At 73.4% G+C, this 19191-nt stretch carries 19 protein-coding genes; 9 read left to right on the plus strand and 10 right to left on the minus strand.

All coding sequences use genetic code 11. From position 1 onward, the window contains the following. Positions 1-57: 57 nt before the first annotated feature. Entirely contained in the window at positions 58-1584 is a 1527-nt protein-coding gene (locus ABEB09_RS19490; RefSeq protein ID WP_345691204.1) for an MFS transporter, read from the plus strand. 145 nt (positions 1585-1729) lie between these two features. Here ABEB09_RS19490 and pqqE read toward each other — a convergent pair whose 3' ends face one another. The 7 genes from pqqE to ABEB09_RS19525 all read right to left on the minus strand — a co-directional run bounded on the left by pqqE (position 1730) and on the right by ABEB09_RS19525 (position 7014). Then, positions 1730-2908: a pyrroloquinoline quinone biosynthesis protein PqqE gene (gene pqqE / locus ABEB09_RS19495; RefSeq protein ID WP_345691205.1), complete on the minus strand. Its 1179-nt coding sequence runs from the start codon at positions 2906-2908 to the stop codon at positions 1730-1732. Then, positions 2905-3186 (minus strand): pyrroloquinoline quinone biosynthesis peptide chaperone PqqD, encoded by a 282-nt coding sequence (gene pqqD, locus ABEB09_RS19500; protein ID WP_345691206.1) that lies wholly within the window; start codon positions 3184-3186, stop codon positions 2905-2907. The genes pqqE and pqqD overlap by 4 nt, the downstream gene beginning before the upstream one ends. Further along, complete coding sequence (gene pqqC / locus ABEB09_RS19505; RefSeq protein ID WP_345693995.1) at positions 3183-3845, minus strand: pyrroloquinoline-quinone synthase PqqC; 663 nt, start codon at positions 3843-3845, stop codon at positions 3183-3185. The genes pqqD and pqqC overlap by 4 nt, the downstream gene beginning before the upstream one ends. Before the next feature lie 101 nt (positions 3846-3946). Next, positions 3947-4858 carry a pyrroloquinoline quinone biosynthesis protein PqqB gene (pqqB, locus tag ABEB09_RS19510; RefSeq protein WP_345691207.1) on the minus strand — a complete coding sequence of 304 codons (912 nt, stop codon included), beginning with the start codon at positions 4856-4858 and terminating at the stop codon, positions 3947-3949. 8 nt (positions 4859-4866) lie between these two features. Next, positions 4867-5007, minus strand: a complete 141-nt coding sequence (locus ABEB09_RS19515; RefSeq protein ID WP_345691208.1) for a pyrroloquinoline quinone precursor peptide PqqA — start codon at positions 5005-5007, stop codon at positions 4867-4869. A 53-nt stretch (positions 5008-5060) separates the two neighbouring features. Further along, positions 5061-6164 (minus strand): PQQ-dependent sugar dehydrogenase, encoded by a 1104-nt coding sequence (locus ABEB09_RS19520; protein ID WP_345691209.1) that lies wholly within the window; start codon positions 6162-6164, stop codon positions 5061-5063. Positions 6165-6507: 343 nt separating this feature from the next. After that, a complete protein-coding gene (locus tag ABEB09_RS19525; RefSeq protein WP_345691210.1) occupies positions 6508-7014 on the minus strand; it encodes a MarR family winged helix-turn-helix transcriptional regulator in 507 nt (168 codons plus the stop codon). Between the two features lie 177 nt (positions 7015-7191). Here ABEB09_RS19525 and ABEB09_RS19530 point away from each other — a divergent pair, with 177 nt between their 5' ends. Continuing rightward, a complete protein-coding gene (locus ABEB09_RS19530) occupies positions 7192-7953 on the plus strand; it encodes a dioxygenase family protein (protein WP_345693996.1) in 762 nt (253 codons plus the stop codon). A 74-nt stretch (positions 7954-8027) separates the two neighbouring features. On the opposite strand, the gene ABEB09_RS19535 is transcribed toward ABEB09_RS19530, so the two are convergent. Further along, on the minus strand, positions 8028-9035 hold the full coding sequence (locus tag ABEB09_RS19535; protein ID WP_345691211.1) for a questin oxidase family protein: 1008 nt from the start codon (positions 9033-9035) through the stop codon (positions 8028-8030). A 416-nt stretch (positions 9036-9451) separates the two neighbouring features. Between ABEB09_RS19535 and ABEB09_RS19540 the strand changes: the two genes are divergently transcribed. Then, positions 9452-10450, plus strand: coding sequence for a sigma-70 family RNA polymerase sigma factor (locus tag ABEB09_RS19540; RefSeq protein ID WP_345691212.1), 999 nt, complete (start codon positions 9452-9454; stop codon positions 10448-10450). Positions 10451-10622: 172 nt separating this feature from the next. Here ABEB09_RS19540 and ABEB09_RS19545 read toward each other — a convergent pair whose 3' ends face one another. Further along, entirely contained in the window at positions 10623-11579 is a 957-nt protein-coding gene (locus ABEB09_RS19545) for a helix-turn-helix transcriptional regulator (protein ID WP_345691213.1), read from the minus strand. 227 nt (positions 11580-11806) lie between these two features. On the opposite strand from ABEB09_RS19545, the gene ABEB09_RS19550 reads away from it, so the two are divergent. The 4 genes from ABEB09_RS19550 (at position 11807) to ABEB09_RS19565 (ending at position 17234) form a co-directional block, all read left to right on the plus strand. Next, on the plus strand, positions 11807-13237 hold the full coding sequence (locus ABEB09_RS19550; RefSeq protein ID WP_345693997.1) for an MFS transporter: 1431 nt from the start codon (positions 11807-11809) through the stop codon (positions 13235-13237). A gap of 220 nt (positions 13238-13457) precedes the next feature. After that, complete coding sequence (locus ABEB09_RS19555) at positions 13458-14219, plus strand: DeoR/GlpR family DNA-binding transcription regulator (RefSeq protein WP_345691214.1); 762 nt, start codon at positions 13458-13460, stop codon at positions 14217-14219. Beyond that, positions 14216-15154: a 1-phosphofructokinase gene (pfkB, locus tag ABEB09_RS19560; RefSeq protein WP_345691215.1), complete on the plus strand. Its 939-nt coding sequence runs from the start codon at positions 14216-14218 to the stop codon at positions 15152-15154. The genes ABEB09_RS19555 and pfkB overlap by 4 nt, the downstream gene beginning before the upstream one ends. 19 nt (positions 15155-15173) lie before the next feature. Further along, positions 15174-17234 (plus strand): PTS fructose transporter subunit IIABC, encoded by a 2061-nt coding sequence (locus ABEB09_RS19565; protein WP_345691216.1) that lies wholly within the window; start codon positions 15174-15176, stop codon positions 17232-17234. A 47-nt stretch (positions 17235-17281) separates the two neighbouring features. Here the strand turns inward: ABEB09_RS19565 and ABEB09_RS19570 are convergent, their stop codons facing one another. Beyond that, complete coding sequence (locus ABEB09_RS19570) at positions 17282-17713, minus strand: nuclear transport factor 2 family protein (RefSeq protein ID WP_345691217.1); 432 nt, start codon at positions 17711-17713, stop codon at positions 17282-17284. Between the two features lie 89 nt (positions 17714-17802). Here ABEB09_RS19570 and ABEB09_RS19575 point away from each other — a divergent pair, with 89 nt between their 5' ends. Next, positions 17803-18372 (plus strand): PadR family transcriptional regulator, encoded by a 570-nt coding sequence (locus ABEB09_RS19575; protein ID WP_345691218.1) that lies wholly within the window; start codon positions 17803-17805, stop codon positions 18370-18372. Then, the gene (locus ABEB09_RS19580) at positions 18359-19162 is read left to right on the plus strand and encodes an SGNH/GDSL hydrolase family protein (RefSeq protein WP_345691219.1); all 804 of its coding nucleotides are present in this window, start codon (positions 18359-18361) and stop codon (positions 19160-19162) included. Before ABEB09_RS19575 ends, ABEB09_RS19580 begins: the two co-directional genes overlap by 14 nt. The last annotated feature ends 29 nt before the right edge of the window (positions 19163-19191 follow it).

The raw sequence follows: 19191 nt of genomic DNA on the forward strand, positions 1-19191 counted from the left end.
TCACGCACCGCGCTTGCTTGCTCTTTCGCGCTGACGACCCGCTAGGTGGCTGCCCCCATGTCCGAAACACCCTCCCTCGCCCCCGATCCGAGCCGCTGGAAAGCGCTCGTCTTCATAGCCCTCGCCCAGCTGATGGTGGTCCTCGACGCGACCATCGTGAACATCGCGCTGCCCTCCGCCCAGCAGGACCTGGGCATCTCGGACGGCAACCGGCAGTGGGTCATCACCGCGTACGCCCTCGCCTTCGGCGGACTGCTGCTGTTCGGCGGGCGCGTCGCCGACCTGTGGGGCCGCAAGCGGACGTTCATCGTCGGCCTGCTGGGCTTCGCCGCCGCCTCCGCGCTGGGTGGTGCGGCCACCGGTGAGGCGATGCTGCTCGGTTCGCGCGCGCTCCAGGGCGCCTTCGGCGCGCTCCTCGCGCCCGCCGCGCTCTCGCTGCTCGCCGTGATGTTCACCGAGGCCCGCGAGCGCGCCAAGGCGTTCGGCATCTACGGGGCTATCGCCGGTGGCGGCGGCGCCGTCGGCCTGATCCTCGGCGGCTTCCTGACGGAGTACCTGGACTGGCGCTGGACGTTCTACGTGAACATCCCGTTCGCGGTGGTCGCCGCCGTCGGCGCGTACCTCGTCGTCCGTGAGCCGGCCGAGGGCCGCAACCCCTCCCCGCTGGACGTGCCCGGTGTCGTCCTGTCCACGCTCGGCCTGGTGGCGCTGGTCTACGGCTTCACGCGCGCCGAGTCGGCGGGCTGGACCGACGACTGGACGCTGGCCATGTTCGCCATCTCGGTGGCGCTGCTCGCCGGGTTCGTGCTCGTCGAGGCGTTCGTGAAGCACCCGCTGCTGCCGCTGAGGGTCATGACCGAGCGCAACCGCGGTGGGGTCTACCTGTCTCTGGGGCTCGCGGTCATCGCGATGTTCGGGTTGTTCCTCTTCCTCACGTACTACCTGCAGATCGTCAAGGGCTACTCGCCGGTGAAGACCGGCTTCGCCTTCCTGCCGATGATCATCGGCATGATCACCGGCTCCACCCAGATCGGCACCCGGCTCATGACCCGGGTCCCGCCGCGACTGCTGATGGGCCCCGGCTTCCTCACGGCCGCGATCGGCATGCTGCTGCTGACGCAGCTGGAGACCGACTCCTCGTACGCCGGGCTCATCCTGCCCGCGCAGCTGCTCCTCGGACTCGGCATGGGTACGGCGTTCATGCCGGCGATGTCGCTGGCGACGCACGGTGTGCAGCCGCGCGACGCGGGTGTGGCCTCCGCGATGGTGAACACCTCGCAGCAGGTCGGCGGCGCCATCGGCACCGCGCTGCTCAACACGATCGCCGCGTCCGCCACCACCGCGTACGTCGCCGCGCACGCCGCGGGCGCCACCTCGCCGCAGGCCCAGCGGGTGCTGGAGCTGCGGGCGATGGTGGAGGGCTACACCACCGCGATCTGGTGGGCGGTCGGCATCCTGGCCGTCGCCGCCGCGCTGGCGGTGACCCTCATCACGACGGGCCGCCCGGGCTCCGCCGCGCCGCAGGCGTCGTCGGACGGGGCGGGCGACGAGGACCAGGTGCAGGTGCCGGTACTGGCCCACTGACCGGTCGGCCGATCGACCCAGGTGACCGGTCGACCCAGGTGACCGACCGGCTCAGATGGCCGGTCGACCGAGGTGGCCGACACAGCCCCGCCCGGCAACGTACGACCGTACGTTGCCGGGCGGGGCGTCCTCGTCGCTGTCGGGGCTACGGGACGCGCCGGCCGGGCGCCCGGTGTGTGACGCGGGCCCCTGAGGACGCCTGGTCGTCGGTCAGCGCCCGGATCAGCCCGTGGTCCGGCGACAGCCGGCACGCGGGGTCCGTACGGGCCGCGTCGCCGGTGAGCGCGAAGGCCTGGCAGCGGCAGCCGCCGAAGTCCTCCGCGTGGCGGGAGCAACTGCGGCAGGGGTCGGCCATCCAATCGGTCCCCCGGTAGCGGCCGAACGCCGTGGAGGACTCCCAGATCCAGGCCAGCGAACGGTCGCGGATGTTCGGCGGGTCCAGGTCCGGCAGGGAGGCCGCTGCCGGGCAGGGCAGGACGGTGCCGTCCGGGGTGACGGTGAGCGAGACCGCTCCCCACCCGCCCATGCACGGCTTGGCGGCGCCGTCGAAGTAGTCGGGTACGACCCAGACCAGTTCGGGTCCTTCCGCCGGGCTGTCCGTAGTGCGGGGGGAGAGCCGCTCCCGCCACCGCTCGACGGCGTCCCGCGCACGGGCGAGCTGGTCCCGCGTGGGGATCAGCGCGGTGCGGTTGAGCAGGCCCCAGCCGTAGAACTGGACGTTGGCCAGCTCGATGCGGTCCACGCCCCAGGACAGCCCCAGTTCGACGAGGGCGTCGATGGCGTCGAGGTTCTCGCGGTGCAGGACGACGTTGAGGCCGAGGGGCAGGCCGGCGGCCCGTACGAGCCGCGCGGCCCGCTCCTTCGCGGCGAAGGAACGGCGTCCGGCGATCCGGTCGGAGGCGCGGGGGTCGGCGTGCTGGACGGACAGCTGGACGCTGCGCAGCCCGGCGCCGGCCAGCGCCGTCAGGCGGGCCTCGTCGAGGCCGGAGCCGCTGGTGACCAGCTGGGTGTAGACGCCGGCGGTCTCGGCGGCGGCGACGATGTGTTCCAGGTCCGGGCGGAGCAGGGGCTCCCCACCGGAGAGATGCGTGTGGACGACGCCGAACTCGCCCGCCTGACGCATGACGTCCGCCCACTGCTCGGTCGTCAGCTCGCGTGACCGCCGCGTCAGCTCCAGCGGGTTGGAGCAGTACCCGCAGTGGAGCGGGCAGGCATGGGTGAGTTCGGCCAGCAGGGCCCAGGGGCGGGCGGACGCGGTCGCCGGAGCGCCGTGGGCGGTGGCGACGGCGGTTCCGGTTCCGGTGGCGGTGTCCGGCGTGGTCATCGCAGCCAGCCCTCCCGGCGCAGGCGGGCGAGGAAGGGCGGTACGTCGGTGGCCACGGGGGCGCCGGGGAAGCGGCCGGCCAGCTCCTCCACGATCCCGCGCACGCTGCGGGTGCCGTCGCACAGGCCGAGGACCGTGCCGGCCCGGCCCGCCAGGACGCCGACCCGTTCGGGCAGGACCAGCAGCTCCGCGCCGCGCACCCGGTCGTGCCGCCGCACGACGGCCGGGGCCAGGGCGGGCCGCCAGTCGGCCTCCGCCCCGCGTGCCGCCGCCGTCACGTCCGCTCCCCGCGCCCCGCGCCGTCGACGGCGTCGAGCAGCGACCACAGCACGTCGCACTTGAACCGCAGCGCCGCCACCGCGCGCTCCTGGTCGTCCCGGGTGGACGCCCGGCCCAGCACGAGGTCGAGTGCCTCGCGGCTGTCGCGGCGGCCCTGGGAGACCCGGGCGCGGAAGTAGGCGAGTCCCTCGGGTTCGATCCACGGGTAGTGGCGTTCGAAGGCGTCGATGCGCGTGCGCATCAGGTCCGGGGCGGACAGCTCGGTGAGCGAGGCGGCGACCGCTTCGAGGGCCGGGCGCAGCCGGCAGAAGTTGACGTACCCGTCGACCGCCAGCCGGACGCCCGGCAGCACGTCCTCGGCGCGGAGCAGGCTCCCGCGGTCCAGTCCGGCCGCCTCGCCGAGCCGCAGCCAGCGCTCGATGCCGCCCTCGCCCTCCTCCTGCCCGTCGTGGTCCTGGATGCGGCGCAGCCACATCCGGCGCAGCGCCGGGGTGTCCAGCTTGGCGGTGATCAGGGCGTCCTTGACGGGGATGTGGCGCTGGTAGTGGAAGCGGTTGACGATCCAGCGGCGGAGCTCGGCCGGGGTGAGAGCGCCGCTGTGCATCCGGAGGTTGAAGGGATGGCGGTCGTGGTACCGCTCCTCCGCCACCGCGCGCAGCCGTGCCTCGAACTCCGCGGGGCTCCAGGGCTCCGCGAGCGGGGCGAGGGCGGTGCGCCCCGCCTGATCGGTTCGGGGTGAGGCCACAGCCTCATCCGTGCTCACAGCTCGATCACCATCCCGTCCTGTGCCACCTCGATGCCCAGCCGGGCGAGCCGCTTGTGCTGGGGTGCGGCCGGGTCGACGAGGGGATTGGTGTTGTTGAGGTGGGTGTAGAGGCACCGGGCGGAGAGGCGGGCGAGCCGTTCGGCGGTGCCGTCCGGTCCGTCGACGGGCAGGTGCCCCATGCCGGTGGCGGTGCGGGGGGAGATGCCGGTACGGCGCGGCTCGTCGTCGTCCCAGAAGGTGCCGTCCACGATGACGCAGTCGGCCTCCTCGGCCGCCCGCTGGAACCGGTCCGGCCAGTCGGCCAGCGCCGGCGCGTACAGCACGGAGGCGCCGGAGGCCGGGTCGTACAGGCGCAGGGCGACGACCCAGGCGTCGTCGTCCGGGGCGTCGGCGGCGTACCGCGGGCGCTTGCCGGAGACCGGGATCCCGCTGATCCGCACACCGGACGGGCCTGTCGCGTCGGCGCGGTCCAGCGGCGCGGCGCCGCGCCGGGGCAGGTCCCGCCAGGTCATGGAGGTGTACGGGGTGAGGACGTCGCCGAGGTGCAGACGGTCCTGGAGCGCCCGGCGGACCGGGGCCGTCGCGACCACCTGGAGGCCGTCCGCCTCGCGCAGGCGCGCGATGCCCAGTGTGTGGTCGAGTTCGGCGTCGGTGAGGATCACTCCGGCGACCGGTGTCCGGCGGGGTCCGGGGCCCGGGTGCAGTTCGGGCCGGGCTTCGATCTGGTCGCCGATGTCGGGCGTCGCGTTGACGAGGTACCAGCGGCCCTCGCCCGCCCGGACGGCGAGCGACGCGTGACGGCGGCGCCGGTGAGGATGGGCGCGTGCCCCGGAGCAGCCGGGGCACGCGCAGTTCCACTGGGGGACTCCGCCGCCGGCGGCGGTGCCCAGTACCAGCAGCAGCATGGCGGAGGCTAACGGGAGTTGAGCGAGTAGCCGGTGACTTCCAGCGAGGTCTCGACGACCTTGTGGTCCGGTGCCTGCCAGGTGGTGGCTTCCTGCTCCTCCGCGCCGGTCTCCTCCGCCGGCTCCCTCTCGTCCGTGGTGTCGTTCATCGGTCTTACCTGCCTTTCGGTGGGGGTTACCGGATCGGTGGCTCTCGGTGGGGTCAGCGGATGGTCACGCGGAGGATGCGGTCCTTGGCGGATCCGTTGTTGCTGGTGCCCACCCACAGTTCGTCCCGGCCGGGCACCTTCGCGATGGCGCGCAGCCGGCCGTACTCGGCGGTGAAGAAGGCGGTCTTCTCGCCCACCCGCTCGCTGTCCCCGTCGATCGGGATGCGCCACAGCCGCTGGCCGAGGAGCGACGACATGTAGATGACGTTGCGCACGACGGTGATCTGGGAGGGCACGGCCTGCGCCGGCCGCCAGGTCTCCTTCGGGTCGGTCATGCCCTTGGTCGTGCAGGCGCCTTCGCAGGTGGGCCAGCCGTAATTCGCGCCGGGCTTGATCAGGTTGAGCTCGTCCCACGCGGACGCGCCGATCTCCACCGACCACAGCCGGCCGTTGCGGTCCCAGGCCAGGCCGTACGGGTTGCGGTGGCCGTAGCTGTAGACGCGGTTGCCGAACGGGTTGCCGGGGGCGGGGGCGCCCGTCTCGGTGATCCGGAGGATCTTGCCGTTGAGCGAGTTCCTGTCCTGGGCGAGGTCCATCCTCCCCCCGTCGCCGGTCGTGACGTAGAGGTATCCGTCGGGACCGAAGGCGATCCTGCCGCCGTTGTGGTCTCCGCCCCGCCTGATCCCTCCGAGCACCGTGGTGTAGCCGCTGAGTGACGTGCCGTCGTAGTTCATCCGCACGACGCGGGTCTCGTCCTTCGTGGTGTGCATGAAGTACACGCGCTGGTCCGTCGTGCCGTTCCAGCTCGGTGACGGAGTGACACCCAGGAGGCCGCCGACGCCGTGGTCGTTGGGCCCGGCCTCCGTGTACGGCACCGCGCCGACCCGCTTCTTCGTGCCGTCGCGGTCGACGCGGTAGACGTGGTAGGTGAGCCGTTCCGTCACCATCGCCGAGCGTCCGTCCGGCAGGAACGCGATGCCCCAGGGGCTGTTCCACCCCTCGGAGAGCGTGGTGGCGCTGCTCGGTGTGCCGCCGTCCGCGGCGGCGTCCGCGGCGGGCTCCGGGGCTGTCGTGCCGGGGGACGGCGGTGGGGCCGCGGACGCCGGCTGCGACAGGCCGGCCGCGAGGAGGGCCGCCGCGGCGGCGAGTGAGGCCATGCCCGCACGGGCTGGACGCAGCACCGGACGACCTGACTGTGGCATGTCGGCACCTTTCTTCATGCAGGGGTGTGAAGAGCGCGCCGGAGGGGCGCGCGGAACAACCCGGGGGAGGGGTGCGCGCCGAGACGCTCTGTCATGAAGTCTTCGCGGTGCGTGAGCGGCGTACCACTTGGGTTGGGCCATCGGGGAGCCGATGGCCCAGGGGGTCACGGGTGCGGGCGGGGCGGCGTGCGTCAACGGGCCGTGTACGTCGGCGGGATGACGTGCCGGCGGGGTGATCGCGCGTCGCGGGACGACGCGTGCCGGCGGGGCGGGCCGGGCGGGAGAGGAGCCGGACGCGTCAGCGGAGCCAGGGCAGGTCCGCGTTGGGGTCGGACGGTTCCAGCCCGTCGGCCATCACGCGCATGATCCGGCCGAGTTGGTCGACCTGCTCGGGGCTGAGGCGGTCGAAGATCGCCTGGCGGACGGCGGCGACATGGCCCGGCGCGCTGCGCCGGAGGACGTCGAAGCCCTCGTCCGTGAGGTAGGCGTTCTGGCCGCGCTTGTCCGAGGGGCAGTCCTCGCGGCGTACCCAGCCGTTCTTCTCCAGCCGGGCGACGGCGTGCGAGAGGCGGGAGCGGGTGATCTTGGCGCTCTTCGCCAGCTCCGTCATCCGCATCCGGCGGCGCGGCGCCTGGGAGAGCTGGACGAGCAGCCCGTAATAGACGTGCGGCATTCCGGCGTCGCGCTGGAGCTGCCGGTCGAGGTGGTCCTCCAGCAACATGGTGGCCTGCAGGTACGTCCGCCAGACGCCTTGTTCCCGGTCGCTGAGCCAGCGCGGCTCGTCCGGAATGGGTGCACTCTTCATGTATCCACTCTACTTCTCATTGAAACTTCAACAAGATCGCTTTACAGTGGAAGGAGATTGAAACTTAAAGCTTCGGCGTGCTCGCCCCGGCTCGCGCGCCGTAGCTCCGCTCCGGCTTCCCGCGGGAAGCCCCTCCCGAGGGGATGGCACCTCGCCATGACCGCCAGCACCGGGCGGATGCCCGCCCTCTACCTCTCCCACGGCGCCCCGCCGCTCGCCGACGACCCCGTCTGGCCCGGCGAACTCGCCGCCTGGGCCGCCGGCCTGCCCCGGCCGACGGCGATCCTGATGGTCTCCGCCCACTGGGAGGAGGCCCCGCTGGCCCTCGGCGCCACCGAGACCCTGCCCCTGGTGTACGACTTCTGGGGCTTCCCCGAGCGCTACTACCAGGTGCGGTACGCCGCGCCCGGCGCCCCCGCGCTGGCCGAGGCGGTGCGGAAGCTGCTGCGCGCACCCGGCACGCCCGTGCAGGACATCCCCGACCGGGGCCTCGACCACGGCGCGTACGTGCCGCTCGTCGAGATGTACCCCGACGCCGACGTCCCGGTGCTGCAGATCTCCCTGCCCACGCTCGACCCGCGCCGGCTCATGGAGATCGGCCGCAGGCTCGCGCCGCTGCGCGACGAGGGCGTCCTCATCGTGGGCAGCGGCTTCTTCACCCACAACCTGGCGGCGCTGCGGCACGAGGGCGTGCCCCGCTGGTCGGCCGAGTTCGACGCCTGGGGCCGCGAGGCGCTCGCGACCGCCGACGTCGACGCGCTGCTGGACTTCACGCGCAAGTCCCCCGCGGGCCTCCTCGCCCACCCGCGCACCGAGCACTTCGCACCGCTCTTCGTCGCACTGGGCGCCGCTGACGCCGCGGGCGAACTGGACGGCGCGCGCAGTGTGATCGACGGGTTCTGGATGGGCCTGGCGAAGCGCTCGGTGCAGTTCGGCTGAGGCCCCGGCCGGCGGGGCGGCCGGGGCCGTCCGGGCCGCCTGGGCTGTCCGGGTTGTCAGGGTCTTCCGCCCGTTCAGAACAGCGGCTCGTTCAGCTCGACGGACCGTACGGCGGCGGCCAGTGCCGTGGCGTCGCCGACGTCGAGCGCGGTGTCGGCGAACTTGATCACGTGCTCGTCGCCGTGCGCCGCCGCCCGCTCCACGATCTCCTCGGGCGTCAGGGCGGTCTCCGCGACCGGGACCGGCTCCGCCGGGGTGTACGCGGCCGTCACCGCGGCGGTCGCCGCCCAGGCCGCGCGCAGGCTCGGCTCCCACAGCTCGCGCGGCAGCGCCGGCAGGGTCCGCAGCACCGCATTGGGCGCCGTCGCCGCGTGCACCAGCATGATCGGCGAGCCGTGCGCGTGCGCGGCGTACCGGTGCGTCGCGGCCACCACCAGCTCGCCCAACAGCTCCCGGGCCGCGTCCGGGCCGGGCGCCTCACCGCCCCACCGGGGGAACGCCGTGAGCTGGGCCAGCCGGTCACGGATGCCGCCCGACTGCTCCGGCACCGGCGGTACGGCGGCCAGCGCGGCGGCCGCGGTCGGCGCGGCCGGCAGTTCGGTGAGCGGCGGCAGCGGGGCGTGCCGCGCGGCCCAGTAGCCGAGCCCGTGCGCCAGCTCGGCGACGCGGGGCGCGGTCTCCTCGGTCGTCAGCAGCGTCCGTACCGCGTGGCCGACGCGGATCACCGGGTGGGTCGCCCCACCCGCGATGCCGGGGAGCAGACGCGGCCACCACTCGGCGAGCACGTCCCGCCAGGGCCGCTCGACCGTCGCCCGCTCGAAGTACCGGGCCCAGTCGGCGATCCGGTGCGGGTCGCCCAGCGCCTCGCGCCAGGTGCCCTCGGTGATCGGCGCGGTGAAGGAGGGCATGTCCTCCAGCTTGTCGCCGTAGTGGTCGAGCCAGCGGTGCACGAGCGGCGCGTGCCCGTGCCGTACGAGCGCCTCGACCGCCATCGGCGCGTGATTGGTGAGCCACCCCTGATGCTCGGGCCCGGTGGCGTGGAGCCGTTCCAGTGCTTCGTCGAGAATCCCTGTGGTGTCCATGATCGCGACCCTAGGTTCCGCGCGGCTGCCCGGGAACGGTCTGGCGACCTAGGACCGGGGGCCGAGAGCCGGGGACGGGAGTCGGGGTCGAGAGCCGCGGGCCGGAGCCGGGGGCGGGAGTCCGGGCCGCGGGCAACCCCGGACAGGCCCGTGCCGTCTATCCGGGTGGGAGAGGCAGGCGGGGGCGGCTGTGACCGGCGTCTCATCGGCGCCCGGGGCGCACCGGCCCACAGGGCTCTGACCTGCACCTCCGGGCGATCGTGCACCCTTCGTCGCGGGTCGCGGCGGCACAGGGTACTGCATGATCGCGGAACTTGATGCACGGCATGGGAATTCTGTCCGGATTCCAGTCGTTGTTTCCGTCGGATGCAGGGCACCCGGAAGGGTGTCGCGACCTACTCAGTAAGGGAGCTCGCATGGCAACCCGTGCCGTCGCCCGTGACCTGTCCGCCACCAACGGGACCGGTCGGGCCGGCAGCGTTCGCGCCGTGGGCGGGGAGATCGCCGACCGCGACCTGGTCGGCATGTACCTCGACGAGATCGCGCGCACGCCGCTGCTCGACGCCGCCAAGGAGGTCGAGCTGTCCCAGATCATCGAGGCCGGGGTGTACGCCCAGCAGATCCTGGACGGCGAGGTGGAGACGGACGCCGGCGGCGCGACCCGCGAGGAGCTGGAGCACCTGGTGGCCGAGGGCGAGCGCGCGAAGGACGTCTTCATCCGCTCGAACCTGCGGCTCGTGGTCGCGGTCGCCCGGCGCTACCCGCGCAGCGGCCTGCCCCTGCTCGACCTGATCCAGGAGGGCAACGCCGGCCTGGTGCGCGCGGTGGAGAAGTTCGACTACACGAAGGGCTTCAAGTTCTCGACGTACGCGACGTGGTGGATCCGGCAGGCCATCACGCGGTCGATCGCCGACCAGTCGCGCACGATCCGGCTCCCCGTCCACCTGGTGGAGGAGCTGGGCCGGATCCGGCGCGTGCAGCGGGAGTTCAACCGCGAGCACGGCCGCGACCCGGAGGCCGCCGAGATCGCCGCCGAGCTGAGCTCCACGGAGGAGCGGGTCCAGGACGTCCTGGACTGGGCGCGCGACCCGGTCTCGCTCAACATGTCGGTGGACGACGCGGGCGAGACGCAGTTCGGCGATCTGCTGGAGGACACCTCGGCCGTGTCGCCCGAGCAGTCGGTGATGACGCTCCTGCGCAGCGAGGAGCTGGACGGCCTGATCGGCAAGCTCGACCACCGCACGGCATCCATCATCCGGATGCGGTACGGCATCGAGGACGGCCGCGAGCGGACGCTCACCGAGGTCGGCAAGGAGCACGGACTCACGCGTGAGCGGATCCGTCAGATCGAGAAGCACGCGCTGCTGGAGCTGAAGCGCATGGCCCGCGACACCGGCTTCGACGCCGTGGCCTGACCGGCCCCGGCCCCGAGACCCACCGCTCTGCCCGGATCCCCCCCCTGGGGCGGGGCGGTGGCCCCGCGACGCCCCGCCTCCCCCCGGCGGGGCGTCGCCCATGCCGCCTGCCGTGCGGGACCGGTTCCGATGCCCGCGCGCCGCTGCGCTCCCGTGCCGGTGCCCCGTCGGCTCACCCCACCGCGCGCCCCAGCCTGGCCCCCAGCTCGGTGACGTACGCCACCAGCGGCTCCGGGCCGTGGACCGTGAACTCGCAGTCGACCAGCGCCAACCGCACGGCCAGCCACTCCACCGAGTCCGCCGCCCGGGCACGCACCCGGCACGTCCCCTCGCCCGTCGCCACCGGCGCCAGATGTGCCGGGAGCCGCGCCGCGACGAACGACGCCGGTGCGCTGAAGGTGACGTCCACGTCCAGCTCGTCCCGGCGCCGGTTCAGGGACAGCCCGAGCAGGGATCCGGGGTCCCCGGTCGGCACCGGCCGTGGGGTGAACCGGGCGCCCGTCGGGAACGGCTCGTCGACCCGGTCCACGCGGAACGTCCGCCAGTCCTCCCGCCCCAGGTCGTACGCCACGAGGTACCAGCGGAAGCCGGTCGACACCAGCTGGTACGGCTCGACCTGCCGCCGTGTCTCGGCGCCGTCGCCCGCCCGGTAGCCGAAACGCAGGCGCTCCCGGCCCGTCACGGCGGCCGCCAGCGCCGTGAGCGTGCGCGGGTCGACGGTCGCGCCGTCGCCGCGCGTCAGCGGGATCGTCGCCGCCTGCAGGACGGAGACCCGGTGCCGCAGCCGGGACGGCAGCACCTGTTCCAGCTTGGCCAGGGCCCGTACGGAGGCCTCCTCGACGCCCTCGATGGCGTGCCCGGCCCCGGCGCGCAGGCCGACGGCGATGGCGACGGCCTCCTCGTCGTCCAGCAGCAGCGGAGGCATCGCACTGCCGGCGACCAGCCGGTACCCGCCGATCGCGCCCTTGGTCGCCTCGACCGGATAGCCGAGGTCACGGAGGCGGTCGATGTCGCGCCGGATGGTGCGCGGACTGACGTCGAGACGTTCGGCCAGTTCGCTGCCTGGCCATTCGCGCGGGGTCTGGAGGAGGGACAGCAGTTTCAGGAGACGTGCCGGTGTGTCCGTCATGAATCCAGAATGGCGGCCAACTAGGACATGTTCTGTCCTATAGGGGTCGTAGCTTCCTCGGCATGACCTCCCAGACGCCCACCTCTCCGCAGAAGAGCGACGCCCGAAGCCGAACGGACCGCCGGGACCAGGCGAAGGACCAGGCCCCGGACCAGGCCGCCGACCGGGTCGCCGACCAGGTCCCCGCCGCCGGTGACCGCCGTCGCTGGTTCGCCCTCGCCATCGTCATGACCGCGGCCTTCATGGACCTCGTCGACGTGACGATCGTCAACATCGCCATCCCGGCGATCCAGCGCGACCTCGGCGCCACCTTCGGGGCGATCCAGTGGATCACCGCCGGATACGCACTGGCCTTCGCCGCGGGCCTGATCACGGGCGGCCGCCTCGGCGACATCCACGGCCGCAAGCGGCTGTTCCTCGTCGGCGTCGGCGGCTTCACCGTGGCCTCCGCGCTCTGCGGCTTCGCCACCGGGCCGGACATGCTGGTCGCCTCGCGCATCCTCCAGGGCGCCATGGCGGCGCTGATGGTGCCGCAGGTCCTGTCGATCGTGCACGCCACCTTCCCGGCGCACGAAAGGGGCAAGGTCTTCGGCCTGTTCGGCGCCGTCGTCGGCCTCGGCGCGGTGTCCGGTCCACTGCTGGGTGCGCTGCTCACCGAGGGCGACCTGTTCGGCCTCGGCTGGCGGCCGATCTTCCTGATCAACCTGCCCGTCGGCATCGCCGCGCTCATCCTCGGCCGGGCGTTCATCACCGAGTCCCGCGCCCCCAAGGCGCTGCGCCTCGACCTGCCCGGCGTGGTCGTCGCCGTCGTGGCCATGCTGATGCTGATGTACCCGCTGACCCGGGGCGCCGAGCTGGACTGGCCGGCCTGGTGCTTCGTCATGATGGCGGGCAGCGTGCCGGTGTTCGCGGCCTTCGTGGCGTACGAGAAGCGCAAGGCGCGGCGGGACGGCTCCCCGCTGGTCGAGCTGTCGCTGTTCCGCGTGAAGAGCTTCGCCGCGGGCATCGCCGTCCAGCTGACCTTCGGTGTCGCGCTCGGTGTGTTCTTCCTGGTGTGGACGCTGTACATGCAGATCGGCCTCGGCTGGAGCGCCCTGCGTGCCGGCCTGACCGGTGTGCCGTTCTCGATCGCCGTCTCGGTCGCCGCCGGGATGTCCGTGCAGAAGCTGGTGCCGCGGTTCGGCCGGAAGGTGCTCCAGGCGGGCGCGCTGACGATGATCGCGGGCATCGGCCTCTACGTGTGGGAGTCCGACCGGTACGGGATGGGCATCGCGTCCTGGCAGATGGCGCTGCCGCTGGTGGTGATGGGCGCGGGCATGGGCCTGATCGTGGCGCCGCTGACGGACGCGGTGCTGTCGGAGGTGCCGCGCGAGCACTCCGGTTCGGCGTCCGGGCTCATCAACTCCGTGATGCAGATGGGCAATGCGCTCGGCCTCGGCCTGGTGTCGGTCGTCTTCGTCCCGACGGGGCTCGGCCTCGCGGTGGTGGAGTCGTTCTCCGGGGCGCTGGGCTGGGTGGCCGCCGTGCTGGCGGTGGTGTTCCTGCTGATGTTCGCCCTGCCGGCGAAGCCGCGGCAGCACGTGGAGGGCGAGGCCCTGGAGGCGGTGGAGCCGGCGGCGGCCGACCCGGCCCAGGAGCCCGCGCTCGCCGCGCGCTGACCGCGGGCGCCCGGAGACGGGGCGCCCCTGGAGGTGGGGCGCCCCGAGGTGGGGTGGACGACGCACCGAGCCCGGCCGGGTGTTCCCGGCCGGGCTTTCACATGATCAGTGACGCCCGATCGTGCCCGTTTGATGCCCGAGTCTGTTTACTTTCCCAGAATCGCGACGTAGTCTGCCAACAGAACCACAGGTTCGGTCATTGAATGGGATGTAAACGGACATGTACGCACCGGAGCGCCAGCAGCAGATCCTGCGCCTCGCCCGCGACAGCGGCCGGGTCGACGTGCTCTCGCTCGCCGAGGAGTTCCAGGTCACCGCCGAGACCATCCGGCGCGACCTCAAGGCCCTCGACCGGGCGGGACTCGTCCGCCGCGTGCACGGCGGGGCGATTCCCGCGGGGCGTCTCGACTTCGAACCGGACCTCGCCGAGCGCGAGTCCACCGCCGCCGACCAGAAGGACCGCATCGCCCGGGCCGCCCTGGCCGAGCTGCCGGAGGAGGGCAGCGTCATCCTCGACGCCGGCTCCACCGTCGCCCGGGTCGCCGCGGACCTCCCGCTCGACTGCTCCCTCACCGTCGTCACGCACGCACTCACCACTGCCGCCCGCCTCGCCGACCACCCCGGCATCGCCCTCCACCTCGTCGGCGGCCGCGTCCGGCACCGCACCCGGGCCGCCGTGGACGCCTGGGCCCTGCGCTCGTACGCGCAGATCCGCGCCGACGTCGTCTTCGTCGGCGCGAACGGGTTCTCCCTCGCCCACGGGCTCACCACGCCGGACCTCGCCGAGGCCGCCGTGAAGCGGGCCATCATCGCCGCCGCCCGCCGCGTGGTCCTGCTCGCCGACTCCGCCAAGCACGCGCAGGACCACTTCGCCCGGTTCGGCGAACTGTCCGACGTCGACCTGCTCATCACCGACAAGGGACTCAGCCCCGAGGACGCGGCCGCCATCGAGGCCGCGGGAACGGAAGTCGTACGCGCATGATCCTCACCGTCACCCCCAACCCCTCCCTGGACCGGACCTACGAAGTCCCGGCCCTGGAGCGCGGCGAGGTGCTGCGCGCCACCGGCGAACGCATGGACCCGGGCGGCAAGGGCGTCAACCTGTCCCGCGCCGTCGCCGCGGCCGGACACGACACCCGCGCCGTCGTCCCCCTCGGCGGCGCACCCGGCGCCCTCGTCGCCGAACTGCTCGCCGAACAGGGCATCGACGTCGTCCCGGTCCCGCTCTCCGGCCACACGCGTTCCAACATCGCGATCGCCGAGCCCGACGGCACCCTCACCAAGATCAACGCCCCGGGCCCGGATCTCACGCCCCGCGAGTCCGAGGCCATCCTCGCCACCGTCGGCGAACACGCGCCCGCCGCCGACTGGGTCGCCTGCTGCGGCAGCCTGCCCCGCGGCCTCATCCCCGCCTGGTACGCCGACCTCGTCACCCGCGCGCACGGCCACGGCTCCCGGGTCGCCCTCGACACCTCGGGCCCGTCGCTGCTGGCCGCGCTCCGCGGCCGCCCCGACGTCGTCAAGCCCAACGCCGAGGAGCTGGCCGAGGCGGTCGGGCGGCCCCTCGCCACCGTCGGCGACGCCGTGAAGGCCGCCGAGGAACTGCGGACCGCCGGCGCCGGAACCGTACTCGCCAGCCTCGGCGCCGACGGCCAGCTCCTCGTCTCCGCCGAAGGCGTCTGGTACGGCACCGCCACCGTCACCGCCGTCCGCAGCAACGTCGGCGCGGGCGACGCCTCCCTGGCGGGCTTCCTCGCGGCGGGCGGCGAGGGGCCGGAGGCCCTGGCCTCCGCCGTCGCCCACGGCGCGGCCGCCGTCCAGCTGCCCGGCAGCCAGATGCCGACGCCCGCCCACCTCGACCCGGCGGCGGTCACCGTGACCGCCGACGTACCCCTCGACCGAGCACTCACCGAGTGACGAGCAGTAGGAACCCGCGATGAGCGACATGATCACCGCGGACCTGGTCGATCTCGACCTGGCCGCGAACACCAAGGAAGAAGCGGCCCGTTCGCTCGCCGAGCGCATGGTGACCCTGGGCCGTGTCACCGATCTCGAGGGCTTCCTCGCCGATGTGGCGGCGCGCGAGGCCCAGATGCCCACGGGCCTGGACGGCGGCATCGGCATCCCGCACTGCCGCAGCGCCCATGTCACCGAGCCCACCCTGGCATTCGGGCGGGCCGCCCACGGCATCGACTTCGGCGCGCCCGACGGCCCGGCGGACCTGATCTTCCTGATCGCCGCGCCCGCCGGCGCCGACGACGCGCACCTGACGATCCTCTCGTCGCTCGCCCGACGGCTGATGGACGCGCAGTTCACGGCCGCGCTCCGGGGGACGGCCGACGCGCCGCACGCGGCGGCCCTGATCCGGGGCGATGCGGAACCGGGTACGGAGCCGGCCGCGCAGCCCTCGGAGGAGCCCGCGCAGCCGTCCGCCGAGGCGTCCGCGCCGTCCACCGAGGAGTCCGCTCCCGCACCGGAGCCCGCCGCCGTGGCCACCGCGGCCGGCGAAGAGGGCGGCGGCGCCCCCTTCCGTATCGTCGCCGTCACCTCCTGCCCCACCGGTATCGCCCACACCTACATGGCCGCCGAGTCCCTGGAGCAGGCCGGGCGGGACGCCGGGGTCGAGGTGGCCGTCGAGACGCAGGGCTCCGCCGGGTTCACCCGGCTCGACCCGGCCGTCGTCGCGGCGGCCGACGGCGTGATCTTCGCCCATGACGTGCCCGTACGGGAGAAGGAACGGTTCGCCGGGAAGCCGACCGTCGACGTCGGCGTCAAGGCCGGCATCAACCGGGCCGCCGAACTGATCGCCGAGGTCCGCGGCAAGGCGGAGCGCGGCGAGACCACCGCCCCGGCGGCCTCCGCCGGTACCCCGGTCGACCGCGCGGGCGAGCCCGGCGAGGGCTACGGCACGAAGCTGCGCAAGTGGCTGATGTCCGGCGTCAGTTACATGGTGCCGTTCGTCGCCGCGGGCGGTCTGCTCATCGCGCTCGGCTTCGCCATCGGCGGCTGGGAGATCAACAAGGCGCCCTCCGTGGCCGAGCACTTCGCCTGGGGCCAGGTGGACAGCTGGGCCGCGCTGCTCTTCCAGATCGGCGCGCTGGCGTTCGGCTTCCTCGTCCCGGTCCTCGCGGGCTACATCGCGTACGGCATGGCGGACCGGCCCGGCCTCGTGCCCGGCTTCGTCGGCGGCGCCGTCGCGCTCACCATCAACGCGGGCTTCCTGGGCGGTCTCGCGGCCGGCCTGATCGCCGGCGGTCTGGTGATGGCGATCCAGCGGCTGAGGATCCCGCCCGTACTGCGGGGCATCATGCCGGTGGTGGTCATCCCGCTCGTGGCGTCGGCGGTCGTCGGATTCCTGATGTTCCTGGTGATCGGCAAGCCGATCGCCGAACTCCAGAAGGCGCTCACCGACTGGCTGTCCGGCCTGACCGGCGCCAACGCGATCCTGCTCGGCATGATCCTCGGCCTGATGATGTGCTTCGACCTGGGCGGCCCGGTCAACAAGGTCGCGTACACCTTCGCGGTCGGCGGCCTCGCGTCCCCGAACGAGGGCTCCCTGAAGGTCATGGCCGCCGTGATGGCCGCGGGCATGGTGCCGCCGCTGGCGATGGCGCTGGCCACGGCCGTGCGCGGCCGGCTCTTCACGAAGGCCGAGCGGGAGAACGGCAAGGCGGCCTGGGTGCTCGGCGCCTCGTTCATCTCCGAGGGCGCGATCCCGTTCGCCGCGGCCGACCCGCTGCGGGTGATCCCGTCGGCGATGGTGGGCGGCGCCGTCACGGGAGCCCTGTCGATGGCGTTCGAGTGCACGCTGCGCGCCCCGCACGGCGGCATCTTCGTCGTCCCGCTGATCGGCAACCCGTTCCTCTACCTGCTGGCCATCGTCGTCGGCACGGCGGTCAGCGCCGCGCTCGTCATCCTCCTGAAGAGCGCCCGCAGGACCGCCACCCCGGAGACGGAGGGCGCCGAACCGGCCCGGAAGGTCGCGGTCGCGGCCTGACGCACACAGGAGAGGAGGGGCGGCCGTCCACGGCCGCCCCTCCTTCGTCATGCCGCCGGAGCCGGTACGAGGCCGTCCGCGACCAGCCCGGCGAGGACCGCCTCGCCGAGTGCGTGCACGGCGGACTGCGGCCGGACCATCACCGTGAACTCCTTGATCAGGCCCTCGTCGTCGAAGTGCAGCAGGTCGATGCCGTGGATCTGCCTGCCGCCCACAGTGGCGCGGAAGAGCAGCACGGCCGAGGGCGCGGTGGTGCCGTCGGCGCTGGTGTCGGCCTCGCCGTCGAAGCACCCGACGTAGCGGAAGTCCTCGAAGGTGCGCAGGAGGACCCCGAAGAGCCCGAGCACCATCGCCTTGCCCTCGAACGGCGTGAACTTCACCGGGCTGTAGAGGCGGATGTCGTCCGTGAACAGGTCGTCCAGGGCGGTGAGGTCACGCTCGTCGACGGCCGCGCGGAAGCGGTCGGCTGTGGTGGTCACGACTCCTCCTTCATAGTCATGCATGTGACTAGTCAGATTCATGACTACCATGGAGGGCGGGTTACCGGACAGAGGCGGGAGGCGATCCGATGGCGCTGCGGCATGCCGTGCTGGCGGCACTGCTCGACGAGGAGCTGAGCGGCTACCAACTGGCCAAGGCCTTCGACCTGGGCGTGGCCAACTTCTGGCACGCCCGCCCCCAGCAGCTGTACGCGGAGCTGGCCCGCCTGGAGTCCGACGGCCTCGTCGAAGGCCGCGAGGTGGTGCAGGACAACCGGCCCAACAAGCGCCTGTTCAAGGTCACCGACGCCGGCCTCGCGGAGCTGGAGCGGTTCACCGCCGCGCCCGCCAAGCACTCGTTCGTCCGCGACGACCTGCTGGTCAAGGTCCAGGCCGCCGACCACGTCGACTCCGGCGAGCTCATCGCGCGCCTGACCGAGCGCGCCGACGTCGCCCGGATCAGGATCGACCTGTTCGGCAAGCTGCTGCGCACGATGCGGGGCGACCGTACGGAGGAGGAGTTCCTGCGCCACGGCGACCGCGTCGGGCCCTATTTGACCTGCCTGCGCGGCCTCGCCTTCGAGCAGGGCAACCACGACTGGTGCCGGCGCACGATCGCCGTCCTCCAGGAGAGGCAGGCCGACCATGACCGGCACTGACACGCCGTACCTGCGGTACGTCGCCCTGGGCGACAGCCAGACCGAGGGCGTCGGCGACGGTGACGACACCACCGGACTGCGGGGCTTCGCCGACCGGCTCGCCGAACACCTCGCCCTGCACCACCCCGCCGTCCGGTACGCCAACCTGGCCGTACGCGGACGCCTCGCCGGGCAGGTCCACGCCCAGCAGCTCCCACCCGCGCTCGCGCTGCGCCCGGACCTGGCCACCGTGGTCGCCGGCGTCAACGACGTGCTCCGGCCCCGGTTCGACGCCGACGAGGTCGCCGGCCACCTGGAGGCGATGTTCTCCGCGCTCACCGCCCGGGGAGCCCGCGTCGTCACGGTCACCTTCCCCGACCCCGGGCTGCTGACGCCCTTGGCCCGCCCGCTCGGCGCCCGGATCGTCGCCCTCAATGACCGCATACGCGAGGCCGCCCGGCGCCACGGAGTGGCCGTCGCGGAGACCGCGCACCACTCCGTCGTCGGCGACCCGCGGCTGTGGAGCCCGGACCGCCTCCACGCCGGCCCGCTCGGCCACCAGCGCATCGCCGCGGCTCTCGCCCACGCCCTCGACCTGCCCGGCAGCGACGACGCCTGGACCCGCCCGCTGCCCCCGGCGGCCACCCCCGCACCCACCGGATGGCGGGCCGCCACGGCCGAACTGCGCTGGGCCGGCGCCTTCCTGGGCCCCTGGCTCGGCAGACGCCTGCGCGGCCGCTCGTCCGGCGACGGCCGCACCGCGAGGCGCCCGCACCTGCTCCCCGTGACCACGCCACCGGCAACGCCGTAGGGGGGCGCCAAGGGCCGGGGGCCCTCGAA

The sequence above is a fragment of the Streptomyces coeruleoprunus genome, from assembly GCF_039542925.1.
GTDB classification, from domain to species: Bacteria; Actinomycetota; Actinomycetes; order Streptomycetales; family Streptomycetaceae; genus Streptomyces; species Streptomyces coeruleoprunus.